At 42.3% G+C, this 17,764-nt stretch carries 12 protein-coding genes and 1 pseudogene; 2 read left to right on the top strand and 11 right to left on the bottom strand.

Annotated elements, in window-relative coordinates; genetic code table 11:
- Window positions 1–30: 30 nt before the first annotated feature.
- The 10 genes and pseudogenes from M1L52_RS12720 to lon all read right to left on the bottom strand — a co-directional run bounded on the left by M1L52_RS12720 (window position 31) and on the right by lon (window position 13,177).
- Entirely contained in the window at window positions 31–1,029 is a 999-nt protein-coding gene (locus M1L52_RS12720; protein WP_248615422.1) for a rhamnogalacturonan acetylesterase, read from the bottom strand.
- Window positions 1,026–2,414, bottom strand: a complete 1,389-nt coding sequence (hisS, locus tag M1L52_RS12715) for a histidine--tRNA ligase (RefSeq protein WP_248615421.1) — start codon at window positions 2,412–2,414, stop codon at window positions 1,026–1,028. The genes M1L52_RS12720 and hisS overlap by 4 nt, the downstream gene beginning before the upstream one ends.
- A complete protein-coding gene (locus M1L52_RS12710) occupies window positions 2,404–3,711 on the bottom strand; it encodes an adenylosuccinate synthase (RefSeq protein ID WP_248615420.1) in 1,308 nt (435 codons plus the stop codon). The genes hisS and M1L52_RS12710 overlap by 11 nt, the downstream gene beginning before the upstream one ends.
- Window positions 3,704–4,210, bottom strand: coding sequence for a Fur family transcriptional regulator (locus M1L52_RS12705; protein WP_248615419.1), 507 nt, complete (start codon window positions 4,208–4,210; stop codon window positions 3,704–3,706). Before M1L52_RS12705 ends, M1L52_RS12710 begins: the two co-directional genes overlap by 8 nt.
- A gap of 136 nt (window positions 4,211–4,346) precedes the next feature.
- Complete coding sequence (locus M1L52_RS12700; protein ID WP_248615418.1) at window positions 4,347–5,495, bottom strand: hypothetical protein; 1,149 nt, start codon at window positions 5,493–5,495, stop codon at window positions 4,347–4,349.
- 98 nt (window positions 5,496–5,593) lie between these two features.
- Entirely contained in the window at window positions 5,594–7,033 is a 1,440-nt protein-coding gene (locus M1L52_RS12695) for a tagaturonate reductase (RefSeq protein ID WP_248616083.1), read from the bottom strand.
- A gap of 166 nt (window positions 7,034–7,199) precedes the next feature.
- Window positions 7,200–8,351: pseudogene (locus M1L52_RS12690) on the bottom strand (DEAD/DEAH box helicase); the annotation flags it as partial.
- An 18-nt stretch (window positions 8,352–8,369) separates the two neighbouring features.
- Window positions 8,370–9,530 carry an LptF/LptG family permease gene (locus M1L52_RS12685; RefSeq protein WP_248615416.1) on the bottom strand — a complete coding sequence of 387 codons (1,161 nt, stop codon included), beginning with the start codon at window positions 9,528–9,530 and terminating at the stop codon, window positions 8,370–8,372.
- Between the two features lie 42 nt (window positions 9,531–9,572).
- Window positions 9,573–10,700 (bottom strand): tRNA guanosine(34) transglycosylase Tgt, encoded by a 1,128-nt coding sequence (gene tgt / locus M1L52_RS12680; protein WP_248615415.1) that lies wholly within the window; start codon window positions 10,698–10,700, stop codon window positions 9,573–9,575.
- Window positions 10,697–13,177: an endopeptidase La gene (lon, locus tag M1L52_RS12675; RefSeq protein ID WP_248615414.1), complete on the bottom strand. Its 2,481-nt coding sequence runs from the start codon at window positions 13,175–13,177 to the stop codon at window positions 10,697–10,699. Before lon ends, tgt begins: the two co-directional genes overlap by 4 nt.
- Window positions 13,178–13,335: 158 nt before the next feature.
- On the opposite strand from lon, the gene M1L52_RS12670 reads away from it, so the two are divergent.
- Together M1L52_RS12670 and M1L52_RS12665 are read left to right on the top strand one after the other, a co-directional pair.
- Window positions 13,336–14,046: a tRNA1(Val) (adenine(37)-N6)-methyltransferase gene (locus tag M1L52_RS12670; protein ID WP_248615413.1), complete on the top strand. Its 711-nt coding sequence runs from the start codon at window positions 13,336–13,338 to the stop codon at window positions 14,044–14,046.
- 5 nt (window positions 14,047–14,051) lie between these two features.
- The gene (locus M1L52_RS12665; protein ID WP_248615411.1) at window positions 14,052–14,825 is read left to right on the top strand and encodes a nitrilase-related carbon-nitrogen hydrolase; all 774 of its coding nucleotides are present in this window, start codon (window positions 14,052–14,054) and stop codon (window positions 14,823–14,825) included.
- 237 nt (window positions 14,826–15,062) lie between these two features.
- Here the strand turns inward: M1L52_RS12665 and M1L52_RS12660 are convergent, their stop codons facing one another.
- Complete coding sequence (locus M1L52_RS12660; RefSeq protein ID WP_248615409.1) at window positions 15,063–17,732, bottom strand: glycosyl hydrolase; 2,670 nt, start codon at window positions 17,730–17,732, stop codon at window positions 15,063–15,065.
- Between the last annotated feature and the right edge of the window lie 32 nt (window positions 17,733–17,764).

Below are 17,764 nucleotides of genomic sequence, written 5' to 3'. Positions count from 1 at the left end.
GTTGTCCAGTAAATTATTATCAACGATTTTCTATTTCCATTCAGCTCCTTCACGCATGATGAAACTTATGTGGTGTTTCTTAGGTAACTTCGGTTTCTCCCAAGTGCCTCCAAGAATCTGAATCGTAGTTGCTTTCTTAGGGTCTTTGAGAGCCTCTTCCACAGCATCACTCAGCTTCATGTATTCTCCACGTCCGTGACTATCAACAGTCATGTCTGCGTCAGTACGATATTTCTTAAGGATGGGAATTTCCTCGCACAATGCATCAGCCAGTAATCCAGCGACAACGTGTGCACCATATATATTATAATGTGTGTTGTCCTGCTTTCCTGCTGGCACGCTTGGCTCTTCACCAGGAAGGAACCACATGTGCAACTTCTTTGATGCTTCTTTGCCAAGCCCTTGCTCAAGATCGTGAGTTATCTTGTTTGCATCAACGAAATGCACGTTCATGCGTTTTGCCACATCGCGTGGTGCCACGCGGTATAGTCCGTGAGTGTCAACAAGTGAGTCGCTTTCAACAAGCTTTGGCGCATCGGCAAAGGTCTGATTGCGAAGGGCTTCGTCATCATCGTTTTTAGGCGCTACCTTTGCAAAGTTGCGACGCACTACACAGTTCATGAGAATTGGTGTTCCACCATGTTCGCGTGTCTCTCGTACAAACTTCGCAAGGTTATAATCGAATGTAGAACCAGGATCGGTGTGACGGTCTGCCTTCGGCTTCTCATCGTTATGGCCGAACTGTATTATGACATAATCGCCTGGTTTCATCTTCTTTAAGACAGCATCCCAGCGCCCTTCGTTGATGAACGACAGGCTGGAACGTCCGTTGACGGCATGATTGTCAATTACAATATTATCATCAAAGAAACATTGTAAAGCCATTCCCCATCCGCGTTCCTTCTTTCCTTTGGAGATGTCTTTGTTTGCCATCGTTGAGTCGCCAATCATAAAGATGGTAGTAGTACGCTCTTTATCAGCGGCAGTCAACATTAGCAGTATGAGTAGCGCAAAAGCAATTTTCTTCATTTTAATTTGTCTATAAGTTCTTCTGAAGTTACAAGCTGTTGCTCTCCAGTTGCCATGTTCTTGAGAGTTATCTTATTCTCGGCAATCTCGTTGTCACCTGCCAATGCAACAAATGGAATCTGTTTGGCGTTAGCGTATGACATCTGCTTCTTCATCTTTGCTGCGTCGGGATACAACTCAGCGCGTATGCCTGCTGCACGAACTTTTGCAACGATAGGCATGCAATATGCAGTCTCTTTCTCACCAAAGTTGATGAAGAGAATCTGTGAGGTCTGGAGAGAATCTTTAGGATAGAGGTCGAGGGCGTTGAGTACGTCGTAAATACGGTCAACGCCGAAAGATATACCTACACCAGACAAGCCTGGCATACCGAAGATTCCTGTGAGGTTGTCATAGCGTCCGCCTCCAGAGATGCTTCCCATTGGTGTGTCCAATGCCTTTACCTCGAAGATGGCTCCTGTGTAATAGCTAAGACCACGGGCAAGGGTCAGGTCGAGTACCAACTCGTTGTTAAGTGCTGGAACAGAATCAGTTGCACCGCAATTAGCAGAACCGAGCATGCTAAGAATATAGCGTGTTTCCTCTACGCCTTTTAGTCCCGTCTCGCTGTCTTTAAGCACTTCGGCTATGGTGTTAAGCTTTTCTTCGTTTGTGCCTTCCAGCAAGATGATTGGTTGTAACTTTGCTATTTGCTCTTCGCTGAGACCATCTTCTCTCAGTTCAGCATTCACGTTGTCAATGCCTATCTTGTCCAGTTTGTCTATTGCAACAGTAATGTCAACAATCTTGTCTGCAGCACCAATTACCTCTGCAATACCTGTGAGAATCTTGCGGTTGTTGATGTGAATCTGAACTCTAACACCAAAACGGGTGAATACAGTATCAACAATCTGCATCAGTTCAACCTCATTAATTAATGAGTCGCTGCCAACAACGTCGCCGTCGAACTGATAGAATTCGCGATAGCGACCTTTCTGAGGACGGTCTGCACGCCATACTGGCTGAACCTGATAGCGCTTGAAAGGTAGTTGAAGCTCGTCGCGATGCATAACGACATAGCGTGCGAAAGGAACAGTCAGATCATAACGCAAACCTTTCTCGCAGAGCTTTGCGGCAAGGCGTAACGAATTGCGCTCGCTGAACTCCTCGTCAGAAACTTTTGAAAGATAGTCACCGCTGTTGAGAATCTTGAAGAGAAGCTTGTCACCCTCTTCACCATATTTACCCATGAGGGTCTGCAGGGTCTCCTGAGCAGGTGTCTCTATCTGCTGGAATCCATAAAGCTCATAAACTGAGCGTATAGTGTTGAATATGTAGTTGCGCTTCGCCATCTCTATGGGACCGAAGTCGCGTGTTCCCTTTGGAATGCTTGGTTTATTTGCCATTTCTTTCTATTGTCTGGTCGCGGTCTGGACCTATACTGATAATTGCAATTGGTGTTTCAAGTTCTTTCTCGAGGAAGTCAACATAGTCCTTGAATGCTTTTGGGAACTGATCTTCGCTAGTAAGCTTTGTCATGTCCTGCTTCCATCCTGGGAGCTCTTTGTAAACCGGCTCAATGTTGTCTTCAATATTGTATGGGAAATAGTCAATCTCGTTGCCGTTCTGCTTGTAAGCCACGCAAGCCTTGATAGTGTCGAAACCATCGAGAACGTCGCTCTTCATCATTATGAGCTTTGTCACACCATTAACCATGATGGAGTATTTCAGAGCTACAAGGTCTATCCATCCACAGCGGCGCTCACGTCCTGTGACAGCGCCATACTCGTGACCAAGGTCGCGAATCTTCTTGCCTGTCTCATCGAAGAGTTCTGTAGGGAATGGGCCTGCGCCAACACGAGTGCAATAGGCTTTCATGATGCCATAGACATCACCTATTTTATTAGGACCAATGCCCAAGCCTGTGCATGCACCTGCACAGATGGTGTTGGATGATGTAACGAAGGGGTAAGAGCCGAAATCAATATCGAGCATAGTACCCTGAGCGCCTTCACAAAGAATGCTCTTGCCTGAACGGAGCAGGTTGTTAATCTCATGCTCTGAATCGACGATGGGGAACTGACGGAGGTATTCAACACCTTCAAGCCATTTCTTCTCAACCTCAGTAATATCATATACAAAACTGTTTGCCTCTTCTGCAGGAAGAGTTGACAAAACAGATTTAATGATAGACTCGTGACGCGCTTTGGCCTTGTTGTATTTCTCTTCGAAGTTCTCAAGGATATCGCCTACACGAAGACCTACACGGCTCACTTTGTCAGTATATGTTGGGCCAATGCCTTTTCCTGTTGTGCCTACTTTATTCTTGCCTTTCTGCAGTTCATAGACAGCATCAAGTACGCGGTGGGTTGGCATGATGAGATGGGCTTTCTTGGAGATGTGCAGTCTTGACTTTAGCTCATGACCACTCTGCTCAAGGGCTTTTGCCTCTTCCATGAACAAATCTGGAGCGAGTACTACACCATTGCCGATGATGTTGGTCTTTTCGCCCTGAAATATTCCTGATGGAATGGAACGAAGTACGTATTTCTGACCTTCAAACTCAAGAGTGTGGCCAGCGTTAGGTCCTCCCTGAAAACGTGCTACTACGTCGTAGCGTGGAGTGAGCACGTCAACTACCTTTCCTTTACCTTCATCGCCCCACTGGAGTCCCAGCAGAACGTCAACCTTACCTTTATTCATTGTCTTTGTGTTTATATAAATTGTTCTTCTTTTTACGAGTTATTGCCGACTGACAATTAGAACAGATTCCGTAGATATACAGTGAGAAACCGTCTTTGCGGAATCGCTTAAGGCGCAACTGGTCTATTGCATCGGCTATTTCTGGGGCTTTAACTTCAGTCACTTTGCCACACATGGTGCATATTTGGTGACAATGGCTTTCGTCTTCGTAGCATGCTTCATATTTTGTAGCGCCTTGAAAACGATGTCTTATTACGAGACGAATCTCCATGAACAGGTTAAGAGTGTTATACAGAGTTGCCCTTGATACAGGGAACTTGTATACTTCGCTCATCTTTTCGCCCAATTCGTCGAGCGTAAAGTGCCCATTCATGCTGTAGACGCCCTTTAATATCGCGTAACGTTCAGGCGTTTTGCGATGATTGTTAATCTCAAGATAATTAGTAAGTATGCGCTCTACAGCTTGGCGCACACCTTCCTTTTTGTCTGTTGTCTTCATAAACCGCACAAAATTACTACTTTTTTTGCGTAAATTTGCGTGCTTTTACTTTAAAAAAGTCTAAATTATATACTTTGTTGCTATGTAACTCCTTCGCTAAGGATTGACTGTTGTAAAAAGTATATAAGCTAAATTGTTATCTTTGAATCTTTAATTTGTATTGATTGTCTTCGAATGTTATCCGCATGATTCGTGTGAAATCATTGTCGTTCAAAGGATTAATGGCTTTTGTTAGTGCTAATGCAACATGTCCCATTGTCCTTCGAAGATTAATCTCTATGCAGGGATTTACATAAAAATGTTTTTGCTCACAATCGGCTTCTGAATTACCAATAATCATCATGTCAATGCCAAATGGTCCAACATAATGCCCATCGATAATGCTTTCCATTTTCAAACAAATGGCGTTGCGGATATCGGCAAGTAACGATGGAGAAATAAATCTGCTAATTATTACTTCTTTTTGGCTTTCTGTGGCAAGAAGGTTGCCTGTATATGCTCCATTCGTTGTGTCGAATAGTGACAGACCGCAATAACTGATAGTCTTGTCGGCATTAGCTGTGAACTCCATAGCGAAGTCTTTTATTCTTGAATAGTGTGGCTCAACCATTACGCTTCCCTGTCTTTGAAGAGTGTTTCTAAGCCATCCTTCAGTAGATGCATTAATCTCGTTGTCAATGAACCTTACTCCTCGTCCGCTGGATGACCAAGGAGCCTTTATTACAATTGACTTGTGCTCTTTTAATAGTGAAGTGATTTCATCTATTGAATAGCATTCCGTTGATTTACCTATAATGCTTTTGTCCTTAATACTTTCGTGAATGCTGTTTAGCAAAATGCTTGAGCTCCTCCTGTGTGATAGATTCCTAATTATATCTATTGCTTCTTCTGTTGGTAAAACAGATAGGGGAGCACCAGCGTTTTTCAATTGGAAACGTAAGGCTTGGTTCCATCCCCATGGTGATATAGAAGTAGTATCATTAAAGTCGTATGGCTTTGCAACAAAGATTGATTCATTTGCTCTGAGCGTTTGGTTAGAACGCTCTGAGTGTTTGGTAAGAACGCTTTTAGCGTTTAGGCGGTTCACTTCACGTAACAATATCCGATAACCATTCATAGCGTTTTCGCAGTCATCTACGAGAACCTTGTCTCCCTCGCTTGCCCATAGAGCAGGCAACCAGCTGAGATCGTGACGTAGCTGACGACCTGCATGTGGTGATGTGAAGTTTCTTAGGTTTGATGCAAGAGCAAGATCGTGTTCTGGATTGAAGATGTGAATTGTCATGAATAATGTTGCGCTATGATAGTGATAAAATGACCTCACATGACAGAATACTCATGTGAGGTCACGATTAAATCTTTATTGAAAGATACTCAATGCTTTTAGAGAATAGTCTTAACAGCCTCGAGCATACCCTTCTGCTGGATGAGGTCAAGGAACTGCTTAACCATAGCATTCAGACCTTCAACATTGTTGAGGTTCTCATGCCAGATGAACTCTGCAGCAAGAACACCGTCTGCAACCTTCTGAGTGTCACCAGTAGCCCAAAGCTGTTGAAGCAGTTCGATAATCTTTGGATCGTCGTTTGGAGTAATCTCTACGCCATCCTCACGCTTGCCACCCTTGTAGTAGGTAATGATAGCAGCAAGACCGAATACGAGTCCCTTTGGCAGTTCGCCTCTGCGCTCTAGGAATGTCTTTACGCCTGGAAGGTCGCGAGCCTGAAACTTGGGGAACGAGTTAAGCATGATGCTTGTTACCTGATGATCAACAAATGGGTTGTCGAAACGCTCAAGAACGTCACCTGCAAACTTCTCAAGCTCCTCCATTGGGAGGTCGAGGGTTTGCATGAGCTCATCAAACTGAACTTTGTGTATGTATTTACCAATAACCTCGTGGTTGCATGCATCGCGAACGATATTTACTCCGCTAAGGAATGCAACAGGAGAAAGAACGGTGTGAGGACCATTGAGCAGGGTAACCTTGCGCTTGTGGTAAGGCTCCTCTGATGGAACGAACAGAACATGCAGTCCTGCCTTGTCTGCTGGGAACTCCTGTGCAACCTCCTTTGGAGCTTCGATAACCCAAAGATGGAAGTTCTCGGCTTGAACAACGAGATTGTCGCGATAGCCAATCTTTTCCTGAATCTGTGCAATCTCCTTGCGTGGGAAACCTGGAACGATGCGGTCAACGAGTGTTGCATAAACGCCACAAGATTCCTCGAACCACTGACGGAAGCCATCGGGCAACTGCCACAGGTCAATATACTTGCGGATGCAGTCCTTCAATACGTGACCATTGAGGAAAATCAGCTCACATGGGAATATGATAAGTCCCTTAGTTGGGTCGCCATTGAAAGCCTGATAACGATGATAGAGCAGCTGTACGAGCTTGCCTGGGTAGCTTGATGCAGGCTTATCCTCGAGTTTGCAATTAGGATCGAAAGCGATACCAGCCTCAGTAGTATTAGATATTACAAAACGAATCTCAGGCTGCTCAGCAAGTGCGAGATAAGCATCAAACTGTGCGTAAGGGTTGAGACAGCGGCTGATAACGTCGATGCGCTCAAGAGTGTTTACAGGCTTACCATTTTCGCGTCCCTGCAGGTTAACGTGGTAGAGACAGTCCTGACCATTGAGCCAATCAACCATACCTCCGTTAAGTGGCTGAACAACTACAACTGAACCATTGAAATTTGTCTTCTGGTCCATGTTCCAGATAATCCAATCTACAAATGCACGAAGGAAGTTGCCCTCGCCAAACTGGATGACTTTTTCGGGCATCACGCTCTTAGGAGCGAAGTGTTTGTTTAGTGGTTTCAACATGATTTTGTTTGTTTTAGAAATAAGTTCTTATAAATACTGTTGCAAATGTACGTATTTATTTTGAACTTCTACTATTTTTTTGCTTACTTTTACCATTTTTTTTGCTAAAAGACCTGTGAGAGTGTCTTCTTCCACCATTACCAGGCTTTCTTCCGCTGCGTCCAATATACTCTGGACCATCGCCGAGACCTTTAGGAAGAGGATTCTTTTCAATGTCCTTTTGTAGGAAATGCTCTATCTGCATGAAGCGGCTTATGTCTTTCTCGTTAATGAACGTGATGGCCTCACCATCGCGATCAGCGCGTGCCGTACGACCAATTCGGTGTACGTAATCTTCAGAGTCGTGTGGAACATCATAGTTGATTACCAAACGAATGTCATCGATGTCTATACCGCGTGCCACGATGTCTGTTGCCACCAAGACATCAGTACGGCCACCTTTGAAATCATACATAACTGTATCGCGTTCCGCCTGACTAAGGTCAGAGTGCATGGCTGCACAGTTTATGTTTTTTCGCTTTAGTTCTCGAGTAATCTCCTTTACTCGTTCTTTCTTGCCACAGAAAATGATGACTCTTTTTAAGTCTCCGTTGCTGAACAGGTGCTGTATGATACCAATCTTTTGAGGGTCATAGCAGACGTAGGCTGATTGGTGAATCTTTTCTGCAGGACGGCTGACGGCAATCTTTACTTCTACTGGATCATGTAGTAGTGTTATTGCCAATTCACGTATCTTTGCAGGCATAGTGGCAGAGAACATAATTTTCTGACATTCCTTTGGAAGCAGTTTGTTTATCTGCATTATGTCATCAGAAAATCCCATGTCAAGCATGCGGTCGGCTTCATCAAGTACGAAGAAAGATGTGCGTGAGAGGTCCAGATTTCCCACCTTCATGTGGCTGAGCAGGCGTCCAGGGGTAGCGATAACTACTGGCGCACCGCGACGCAGGCTTTTCAGCTCTTGATCAAAGCGAGACCCATCATTACCACCATAAACAGCAATGGATGAGACATTGTCAAGATAATAGCTGAATCCTTCCATCGCATGGTCAATCTGCTGTGCAAGCTCACGAGTAGGAGACATTATCACACAGTTTATTGCATCTTCAGGAAATCCGCCATCGTCGAGCAATGATAGTATGGGTAAAAGATAAGCTGCTGTCTTTCCCGTGCCTGTCTGCGCTATGCCTAAAACATCCTGACCATCAAGAATCTCTGGTATACATTTTTCCTGAATAGGTGTCATGTCCTCGAAATGCATATCATAGAGTGCATCGAGAATGTTGTCATTTAAATATGTTTCTTCAAACGTCATTTGATAGTCAATCGATAATTAATTTGGTGCTTGCCTATAACAGAAATAAGCGATGAAAGCATAGAGTATGTTTGGTATCCATGCTGCCAGCATTGATGGAGTTCCTGCATTTATTGCAAAAGTGGCACTAACGGTCTGTAGAAGAATATAAGTGAATGAAAGTGCAAGTCCTATTCCTAAATATACTCCCATGCCTCCTTTGCGCTTTCTTGAAGACAGCGATGCTCCGATTATAGTAAGAATAAATGATGCAAACGAAGTAGCTATACGCTTATGATATTCAACCTCATATTGTACCACATTGGATGAGCCACGGTCCTTCTGCTTGGATATGTAACGCAATAGTTCTGGTGATGTGAATGTTTCCTGCTGGCCTTTGGAGAATACAAGGTCCATTGGTTCCATCATTATAAGTGTATCCAAATCATAGCCAGACTCAATATGCTCACGCAATCCCTTTAAAGTGCGTATCTTATAGTTTATCGCACGCCAATGGTTGTGTTCCTCAGCTATTGTGTCGTACTGAATAGTACTAGCTGTCATGTGGCTTATCAGCTTCTTGTCTTCAAACTTGTCGAGTGAGAATCCATAACCTCGTTTGGTTATGTTGTCATAAGTCTGTATGTAGGCAATTACTCCTGGTGCTACTTGAAGCTGAACATTCTGAGCAGTAGTATTCTTTGTGTTGTTTTTATAGAGCACTTCAAAGTTCTGACGTATTATGTTTCCATGAGGTATAACATAAGCTCCCAAGTAGTAGTTTAATAACGCAATAATTGCTGCTGATATCATGTATGGACGTATCAATCTTCGAAAACTGGTACCGCATGCGAGCATAGCAATTATTTCGGAGTTGCCTGCAAGTTTCGAAGTAAAGAAGATTACAGCAATAAATACAAACAGGGGAGAGAATAGATTTGCGAAATAGGGTATAAAGTTTGCATAATAGTCAAACACGATTGCCTGCCAAGGTGCATGGTTAGTGGCAAACTTTGACATGTGCTCATTGAAATCGAAAACGATGGATATTGATATAATAAGGGCAATGGCATAGAAATATGTGCCAATAAACTTCTTGATGATATACCAATCAAGAAGCTTTATGTGTTTAAGGAAATTGGCATCATTCCACTTAACACCTTTTATTATTGATAATATCCTTTGCGCTATTTCTTTCATTGTAGCATCTTTCTGTTACTCTCTATTGCTATTTTCTGACAATTAAAGTCTTCGTTCGAGGTCTTCTATCACCTTTTTCTTCCATACGACGAAGTCGCCATTTTCAATATGTTCACGCGCATCACTTACAAGTCGCAGATAGAATGCCAGATTATGAATGGATGCTATCTGCAAAGCAAGAAGTTCCTGGGCTTTGAACAAATGATGAAGATATGCCTTAGTGTGCAGACGGTCAATGTCGCAACCTTCTGGATCGATAGGAGAGAAGTCTTGTTCCCACTTCTTGTTACGCATGTTCATAGTTCCATGATAAGTGAATAGCATGGCATTGCGTCCATTTCTTGTAGGCATAACGCAATCGAACATATCAACACCTCTCTCAATGGCTTCGAGAATGTTTTGAGGCGTTCCGACACCCATGAGGTAACGGGGACGATCCTTTGGAAGAATCTCGTTCACTACCTCAATCATTTCATACATAACTTCTGTAGGTTCACCAACAGCAAGACCACCAATGGCATTTCCTTCAGCACCTTTGTCAGCAACAAATTTTGCAGCTTCACGACGCAAATCTTTATATGTGCATCCCTGAACGATAGGGAAGAGAGCCTGATGGTGTCCATAAAGTGGCTCTGTCTCGTTGAAGCGTTTTATACAGCGATCAAGCCAGCGTTGAGTCAGCGCGAGAGAGTCCTTTGCATACTGATAATCACTCTGACCAGGAGGACATTCATCGAATGCCATCATTATGTCAGCACCGATTATTCGTTCAGTATCCATTACGTTCTCAGGTGTGAAAATGTGCTTAGAACCATCAATGTGGCTTCGAAACTCACATCCTTCCTCGCGGAGTTTACGTATTCCCGTAAGTGAAAAGACCTGAAAACCGCCTGAGTCAGTTAGTATCGGACGGTCCCATGTATTGAAACGGTGAAGACCACCAGCTTTCTTTATCGTGTCAAGTCCAGGGCGAAGGTACAAATGATAGGTGTTACCAAGTATAATCTGGGCTTTCACTTGTTGTCGTAATTCCTCGAAGTGAACTCCTTTCACACTACCACACGTGCCCACAGGCATAAAGATTGGAGTCTTTATTTGTCCGTGGTCAGTTGTTATAATACCAGTACGCGCATCGCTGGCTGAGTCTGTATGTTGGAGTTCAAATGTCATTTCGTTGGCTCTTTTTCTTCAATTTCAAAGTTCATGCGATTCTCTACGAATTCATCTGTAAGGGCAAAATCCCACACATCCTGAACATTCTCCACGTAGTGGAACGAAACTCCTTTAAGGTAAATCTCAGGAATGTCGTTTATGTCCTTTTCGTTTTCATTACACATTATAATATCTGTAATGCCTGCACGTTTAGCAGCAAGTATTTTTTCCTTAATACCTCCAACAGGAAGTACTTTTCCGCGAAGGGTTATCTCACCTGTCATGGCGGTGTTCTTCCTCACTTTGCGTTGTGTAAGTGCAGAGGCAATGCTTGTGGCTATGGTTATACCTGCTGAAGGACCGTCTTTAGGGGTGGCACCCTCAGGAACATGTATGTGGATATTGTAGTTGTCAAATATCCTGTAATCGATGTTAAGATGGTCAGCATGTGCCTTTACGTATTCCAAGGCCAGAACTGCACTTTCTTTCATAACATCACCAAGATTGCCTGTAAGTGTCAGCTTAGAACCTTTACCTTTACTTAGTGATGTTTCTATAAATAGTATTTCGCCACCAACGCTAGTCCAAGCTAATCCAGTAACAACACCTGCATATTTGTTGCCTTGATAGATGTCACGATTGAATGGAGGATTTCCCAAAAGGCCTGCAAGCTTGTCTTCTGTTATCTTCATCGGGTCTTTGACATCCTCAAGAAGGTTCATCTTTTGGTTGAATGCCAATTTGCGGAGTGCTTTGTTTATCTGCTTTTCAAGCTGGCGAACACCGCTTTCGCGTGTGTAATGCTCGATAATTTGCTCTATTGCCGATTTGTTGAACGTTGGCTTTGGCTTTTGCAAGTTAAGTCCTGTGTTCTCCATCTCTCTTGGTATGAGATGACGTTTGGCTATCTCGATTTTCTCTTCAGTGATATAACCACTTACCTCAATAATTTCCATTCTGTCGAGTAATGGACGAGGTATAGAGCCAATGTTGTTAGCTGTGGCAATGAAGAGTACTTTTGACAGGTCATAGTCCACGTCAAGATAGTTGTCGTGGAAAGCTGTGTTTTGCTCAGGGTCAAGAACTTCGAGCAGGGCAGAAGCAGGATCACCATTTACAGTATTCTGGGTCACCTTGTCAATCTCATCAAGAATAAAAACAGGGTTGCTTGAGCCTGCCTTTTGTATGTTTTTAATTATACGTCCAGGCATAGCACCAATATATGTACGACGGTGTCCGCGTATCTCAGCTTCGTCATGCAGTCCGCCAAGCGACATTCTTACATATTTACGCTTCAATGCTTCAGCAATAGACTTTCCAAGCGATGTTTTACCAACTCCTGGAGGACCGTAAAGACAAAGAATAGGACTCTTCATGTCACCACGCAGAGAAAGTACTGCAATATATTCCAATATGCGTTCTTTCACCTTCTCCATACCATAGTGTTCTTTGTCAAGAATCTTTTGGGCACGCATGAGGTTCAGATCGTCTTTGGTATATTCATTCCATGGTAGTGATACGAATGTCTGAAGGTAGTTCAGCTGTACGTTGAAGTCTGGTGACTGAGAAGGAACATTGTCAAGTTTGTTGAGTTCCTTCATAAAGACATCGTTAATCTCCTTTGACCATTTCTTGGTAGCAGCTTTCTTCAGCAGTTCAGCTTTTTCAGGCGTTGTTTCATTGCCCATCTCTGCCTGAAGATTCTTTATTTGCTGCTGAAGGAAATAGTTCTTCTGTTGCTCGTCTATGTCTTCGCGAGTTTTATTACGAATGTCTGCTTTCAGGTTCTGGAGATTAATCTCTCTGTTGATAGCCTTCATCGTACTGAATAGACGCTCCTTGATGCTATCGCAACTCAAGAGTTTCATCTTTTCCTTAATGGTGAAAGGCATATTAGAGCATACGAAGTTCAGCGCCATTTCATTGTTTTGAATGTTATGAATGGCGAATGTTGCCTCGTCAGGTATATCGTCGGCAGCAGTTATATATTGGTCAGCTATGTGGCGTAAATCATCAACAGCAGTTATCCATTCTCTATCATTCTTTTCAGGATGAATCTCTGGCGACTGCACAACTGAGCCTTTCAAATATGGGTTAGTAGATATTATGTCAAGAAGTTCAAGACGACCGAAACCTTGCACAATGGCTGTTACATTTCCGTTGGGTAGGGTCAACTGCTTAATAATCTTGGCATATACACCGTATTTGTATAAATCGTCTATTGTCGGAATTTCAATCTCAGGGTCGCGTTGACATACTATGCCTATTATCAATCCTTTCTTCTCAGCGCGCTTAATGAGATTCAAACTTGACTCTCTACCAATAAGGATAGGTGCGACAACACCAGGGAACAACACCAGGTTCCTAACAGGAAGAATGGGTAGCTCATTGGGTATGTCTATTTCGACCAAATCCTTGAAATCACCTTCTATATCAGCTATCATCGAGAAGGCTTTGTTATTCTGATTATCACTCATTTCAAATTCTATATGCATAATTGGGTGCAAAGTTACTAAATAAGTGAGAGAAATAAAAAAGAAAACTCTTTTTCTTTTGATTTCATAACAAAAAGTAATATCGAAAAATACAAAGTCACGAAATTATTCTCATTTTGGAAAAAATATAAAATTAATTATTATCTTTGCAATGTTTTATGGCAAAAGATTATTTCCAGTTTAAGCGTTTTACTATTCATCAATCATTATGTGCGATGAAGGTTGGAACTGACGGTACTCTCTTAGGCGCTTGGGCGCGTGGAGGGAATCATGTGCTTGATATAGGCACAGGGACAGGCATTATAGCGCTCATGATGGCTCAACGTTATCCATCTGCCAAAGTATTAGGTATTGACATTGACGAGGGAGCAATAAAACAGGCAAAGGCAAATGTTGAAGATTCACCTTTTATTGGAAATAATGGAAGTGAACATAGAATAGAGGTTCGACTACAGAGTGTAGAAGAAACTATAGGACAATTTGATTCCATTGTATCTAATCCTCCATATTTTGATGCCTCCCTAAAATGTCCTGATAAACAACGGAATACAGCGCGGCATACAGACACGCTTAGTTTCAGTTCGTTGTTCAGAAATGCTTGGCGACTTCTTAGTGATGATGGAGAATTCTCAATCATTATATCGATGGAGAGCAAGTCGAAAATTGATGCTGAAGCGGTGGTTGTTGGTTTCTTCAAAATTAGGGAGTGTTTAGTGAAAACATTACCTCATAAACAACCAAAGCGCGTGCTTATGGCATTTAGAAAGCATCCGTCTTCAGATACAAGTTTTACAGAACAGGTTATAGAAGATTATCCAGGCAAGAGATCCGAATGGTATAGTGGACTAACTAGTGAATTCTATCTTTGATTATTATGAAAGTTGCAATTGTTCAGTTTGATATTGAGTGGGGAAAACCACTTGATAATATCAATAAGGTCGAGAAATTGGTGGCTCAGAATCCCAAAGCCGATTTATATATACTCCCTGAAATGTGGTCAACAGGATTCATTTCAACTCCACAGACGATGGCGGAGAACGAACAAACTTCAGTTTCGTTGGACTGGATGAAATCTTTTACTCGAGATAATAAGTGTGCCATTTGTGGTAGTCTTGCAGTTAAAACAGCTGACTCTAAATTCTATAATCGTAACTATTTTATTACTTCAGAGACAATACAGTATTACGACAAGCGTCATTTGTTTACTCATGGAGGTGAACATCGTAGTTTCTCTGCAGGACAGTCTCACACTATCGTCGAATGGAATGGATTTCGTATCCTTCTGCTTACATGTTATGATTTACGTTTCCCAGTTTGGTCGAGATTTGGCATTTCAGGTGCTTATGATGCAATAATCTATGTCGCTAACTGGCCGACTTCTCGTCAGCAAGCATGGGATGTACTTACTAAAGCCAGAGCTATAGAAAACCAATGTTATGTGATTGCTGCAAATAGGGTGGGTAAAGACCCTAATTGTTCGTATTGCGGTGGTAGTGTGATTATTGATCCTTTAGGTAATGAACTCGCAAAAAGCAATGCGGAGTGCCTTGTGGAAAAGACACTCTGCATTGACGAACTTAATAAAATGCGAGCAAAGTTCAAAGTACTTGACGATAGAGATAAGTTAGTTGATTGCATTTCCGTATAATGCGAAAATCAACAGCTTATCCTATCGTATATACCATGATTACTGCTAAAACCATTATTATGGCAATGGTTGCGAGTATTCGGAAAGCCCATTTCGCAATTGTCTTTTTTCGTTCAATTGCTCTAAGACTGTTCCATTTGAATTTGCTTGCTCCATCCATCTTATGGTGATGATGGTGGTGATGTGTGTGAGATTCTGACATTTTTGTGGTTTTAATTAGTATTTCTTATAAAAGTATTATTCGTTAAATAGCCTTACTTCAGAGGCAAGTCCACTTGGTACTGGCTCCCAGGTGTCGTACAGAGTTTTCTTGTAGTTTATATCTACAACATTGATTTCCTCCATTTTGCGCCATTTTATTCCTTTGCGGTCAAGATCGGCTATGCGATTTGCAGGAAGATTGGTTACTTCTATACGTATGGCGTTTTCGCCAGCTTTTAATTCATCATTAATTTCGAGGATGAATGGTACAGCCCAAGCGCATCCGATGAACTTGTCGTTAATATAGACACGGGCACTTTCGCGAACATCGCCAAGATCAATCTTCCATTTTCCATTATTGAGGTCTTTCTTTGTCATCTTGAACTTAGTCGAATAAACGCCTGTACCCATGGTAATACCAGCTCTTTCACTTAGTGTTTCCCATGTTTGTGTCTTCTTCAGTTTAAATGATTCATTAACTTCAGGCTTCTCGTCTACAAACGATAGCGTCCATGGACCATTCAGTTTTATTTCTTTATGGCTAATTGTTTCATTCTTCTCTGAATCTTGTGTCTGAAATATCCTTTCGTTGAATGTCTGAAGTATTATTGACTCACCGCTTCGCAAGCATATGTCTATGCCATCGCTGTTGATATCTGCTTGGTATATGTTGCCATTGAGAGGATTGAACCATAAAGCAGATTTATATGGTACAGCTAATTTAACACGCTGATGAACATCATTTGGTGATAAGTTGGCAATGAAATAGTGATAGCCATTATTATTGCTTCGGCGAATGGTTTTAAGACTGCAATTAGTGCGCATCTCTTCTGGTTTGGCTACTTTAGCCATATCCTTCTTATCTGTGCCATAAATTATCTTAGCACCCTTTGCAATGAGTTCGTCTATGTGACGTTTTACATTCTCTGGCATCTCTCCGCTACCAGGAATAATAAGTCCTTTGTAGCGAGTTCCAGCTTCTGCTTGAAGCATACCGTTGACATAGGTCGTTGATAGAATGTATTTCTCCGATATATAGTCGCAGTCAAAGCCTGCTTTATCAATATCAAGGATTGTTTTTATAAAGTCTGGAGCAAGCTTACCCATTGCATGGATAGAGAATTGCATAAGCAATTTTCCTGTCTTTTGTTTCCACATGTCTCTGATAGGCAGATAGACCAAGAAATCGTTATCCGGCTGACCCATTTGTAGAAAACTCTGGCAGCGCTCAACATACTCCATGAAGAATGGAGCGTCTCTCCAGATTGAATTTGTGGGACTCATGTCTATGGAAGCATAGAATTTCCAACCTGGCCATGTGTCATTCTTTGGTGAATAACATGTACCATGAAAAAACATGTGGTTTACGCCAGCACAGAACATTAGGTCAATGTCTGGCTTCAGTTGTGATAACGAAGTACGAAAATGCTCAGTAAGCCATGTGAAGGTCTCGCTTGAGGTGTATGGCTTGCCTGTGATATGTGCTGCAGAAGGGGCATATTTCAGCATTGAGAAGTCGCTGTCGTTCTTTCTCGTCTTGCCAGGATCCTGTCGTAGTCCTTTTATCCCAAAGTCTGAGAGCCCGAATCCTTCAATCTCAGGTATATCAACAGCAGCGTAACAGTCTATAAGGTTTGCTGGTGACCCATGAGCCTGATTGCGTGTTATAGCTCCATGTGCGTGAGCCCATGCTGTCCATTGTTCGGTAAAATTTTCGAGGACAAGATCTCCAAGAGTCTCACGATAGTCGGATAGAATCTTAGCGTCATGACTAATTAGTTCTGGAAGATGTTCCTCAAGTTTATAACCACGTCTGTTTTCAAACTCTTTAAAAAGGAGTGGTGTCCAGTTTCCTTCGCTTACCTCATAGCTATCATTGAAGAAAGTATGAGGGTAGGGAGTATGTGTACGTTCAAATGCTTCTTCTATGTGGTGAAGGTAATTAGCTACTGCATTATGGTTGAAATGATCGATAACCAAGCCCTCTCCTCCAGGAGCAGCTCGTTTAACCTTCATCACACCATATTTAATATATACTGCTATTATCTTAATTGAATTTGATGGCGAGATGTTGGAAAAAAGTGGATTACTTTTATCAACAGTCAGTTTGTTGTCCTTTACGTATGATGTTACATCTATGGCTTTACCGTCTGCATAGAGCATGACCTTGTCAAGTTCAGCATTCTTCGCATCTTTCGCAGACAGAGAAATGTCAATGACTTCTGTACTTGCTTTATCTGGCTGTAATCCCTTGTAGCCATTCACGGTAGTCCAAACACCATCTTTGTCAATGGTCTTTTCTACGAATATAACACGGCATGCACTCTCTTTTAGTGGTACCCATGGACCTCCAAATGGCCAACCTGTACCAGTAGCCATATCAATCTCAATGCCGTTCTTTTTACATTGTTCCTGTGTGAAACGTAGCATTTCAAACCACTTGTCAGACAGGAAATCAATGTTGTTCTTCTGATTTCCCTGTACTCCGTATAATGGAGTAATCTCAACAGCACCTATGTTATGATTTGCATATTCATTAAGATTCCACTTTAGGTTCTCTTTATCTACAGCAGAGCCTAACCACCACCAACGTGTGCCTGGTTTACTCTCTTCGGTAGGAGTAGGCCAAGACTGTGACAAGGCTTGGTTAGTTGACAGTTGGCAGAAAGCTACTGAGAGTACTATGGTGTGCCATATTTTTTTCATGATTCTATTCGTAGCGTTTGTTTTTGTTGTTA

The sequence above is a fragment of the Prevotella sp. E13-27 genome (assembly GCF_023217965.1).
Lineage (GTDB): Bacteria > Bacteroidota > Bacteroidia > Bacteroidales > Bacteroidaceae > Prevotella.
The sequence above is the reverse complement of the archived record's forward strand: the minus strand, read 5'-3'. Positions and strand labels throughout refer to the sequence as shown.

Excerpts from the sequence above, each read along its gene's own strand:
- M1L52_RS12720 (WP_248615422.1), bottom strand. The coding sequence starts at position 1,029 with ATGAAGAAAATTGCTTTTGCGCTACTCATACTGCTAATGTTGACTGCC.
- hisS (WP_248615421.1), bottom strand. The coding sequence starts at position 2,414 with ATGGCAAATAAACCAAGCATTCCAAAGGGAACACGCGACTTCGGTCCC.
- M1L52_RS12710 (WP_248615420.1), bottom strand. The coding sequence starts at position 3,711 with ATGAATAAAGGTAAGGTTGACGTTCTGCTGGGACTCCAGTGGGGCGAT.
- M1L52_RS12705 (WP_248615419.1), bottom strand. The coding sequence starts at position 4,210 with ATGAAGACAACAGACAAAAAGGAAGGTGTGCGCCAAGCTGTAGAGCGC.
- M1L52_RS12700 (WP_248615418.1), bottom strand. The coding sequence starts at position 5,495 with ATGACAATTCACATCTTCAATCCAGAACACGATCTTGCTCTTGCATCA.
- M1L52_RS12685 (WP_248615416.1), bottom strand. The coding sequence starts at position 9,530 with ATGAAAGAAATAGCGCAAAGGATATTATCAATAATAAAAGGTGTTAAG.
- tgt (WP_248615415.1), bottom strand. The coding sequence starts at position 10,700 with ATGACATTTGAACTCCAACATACAGACTCAGCCAGCGATGCGCGTACT.
- lon (WP_248615414.1), bottom strand. The coding sequence starts at position 13,177 with ATGCATATAGAATTTGAAATGAGTGATAATCAGAATAACAAAGCCTTC.
- M1L52_RS12670 (WP_248615413.1), top strand. The coding sequence starts at position 13,336 with ATGGCAAAAGATTATTTCCAGTTTAAGCGTTTTACTATTCATCAATCA.
- M1L52_RS12665 (WP_248615411.1), top strand. The coding sequence starts at position 14,052 with ATGAAAGTTGCAATTGTTCAGTTTGATATTGAGTGGGGAAAACCACTT.
- M1L52_RS12660 (WP_248615409.1), bottom strand. The coding sequence starts at position 17,732 with ATGAAAAAAATATGGCACACCATAGTACTCTCAGTAGCTTTCTGCCAA.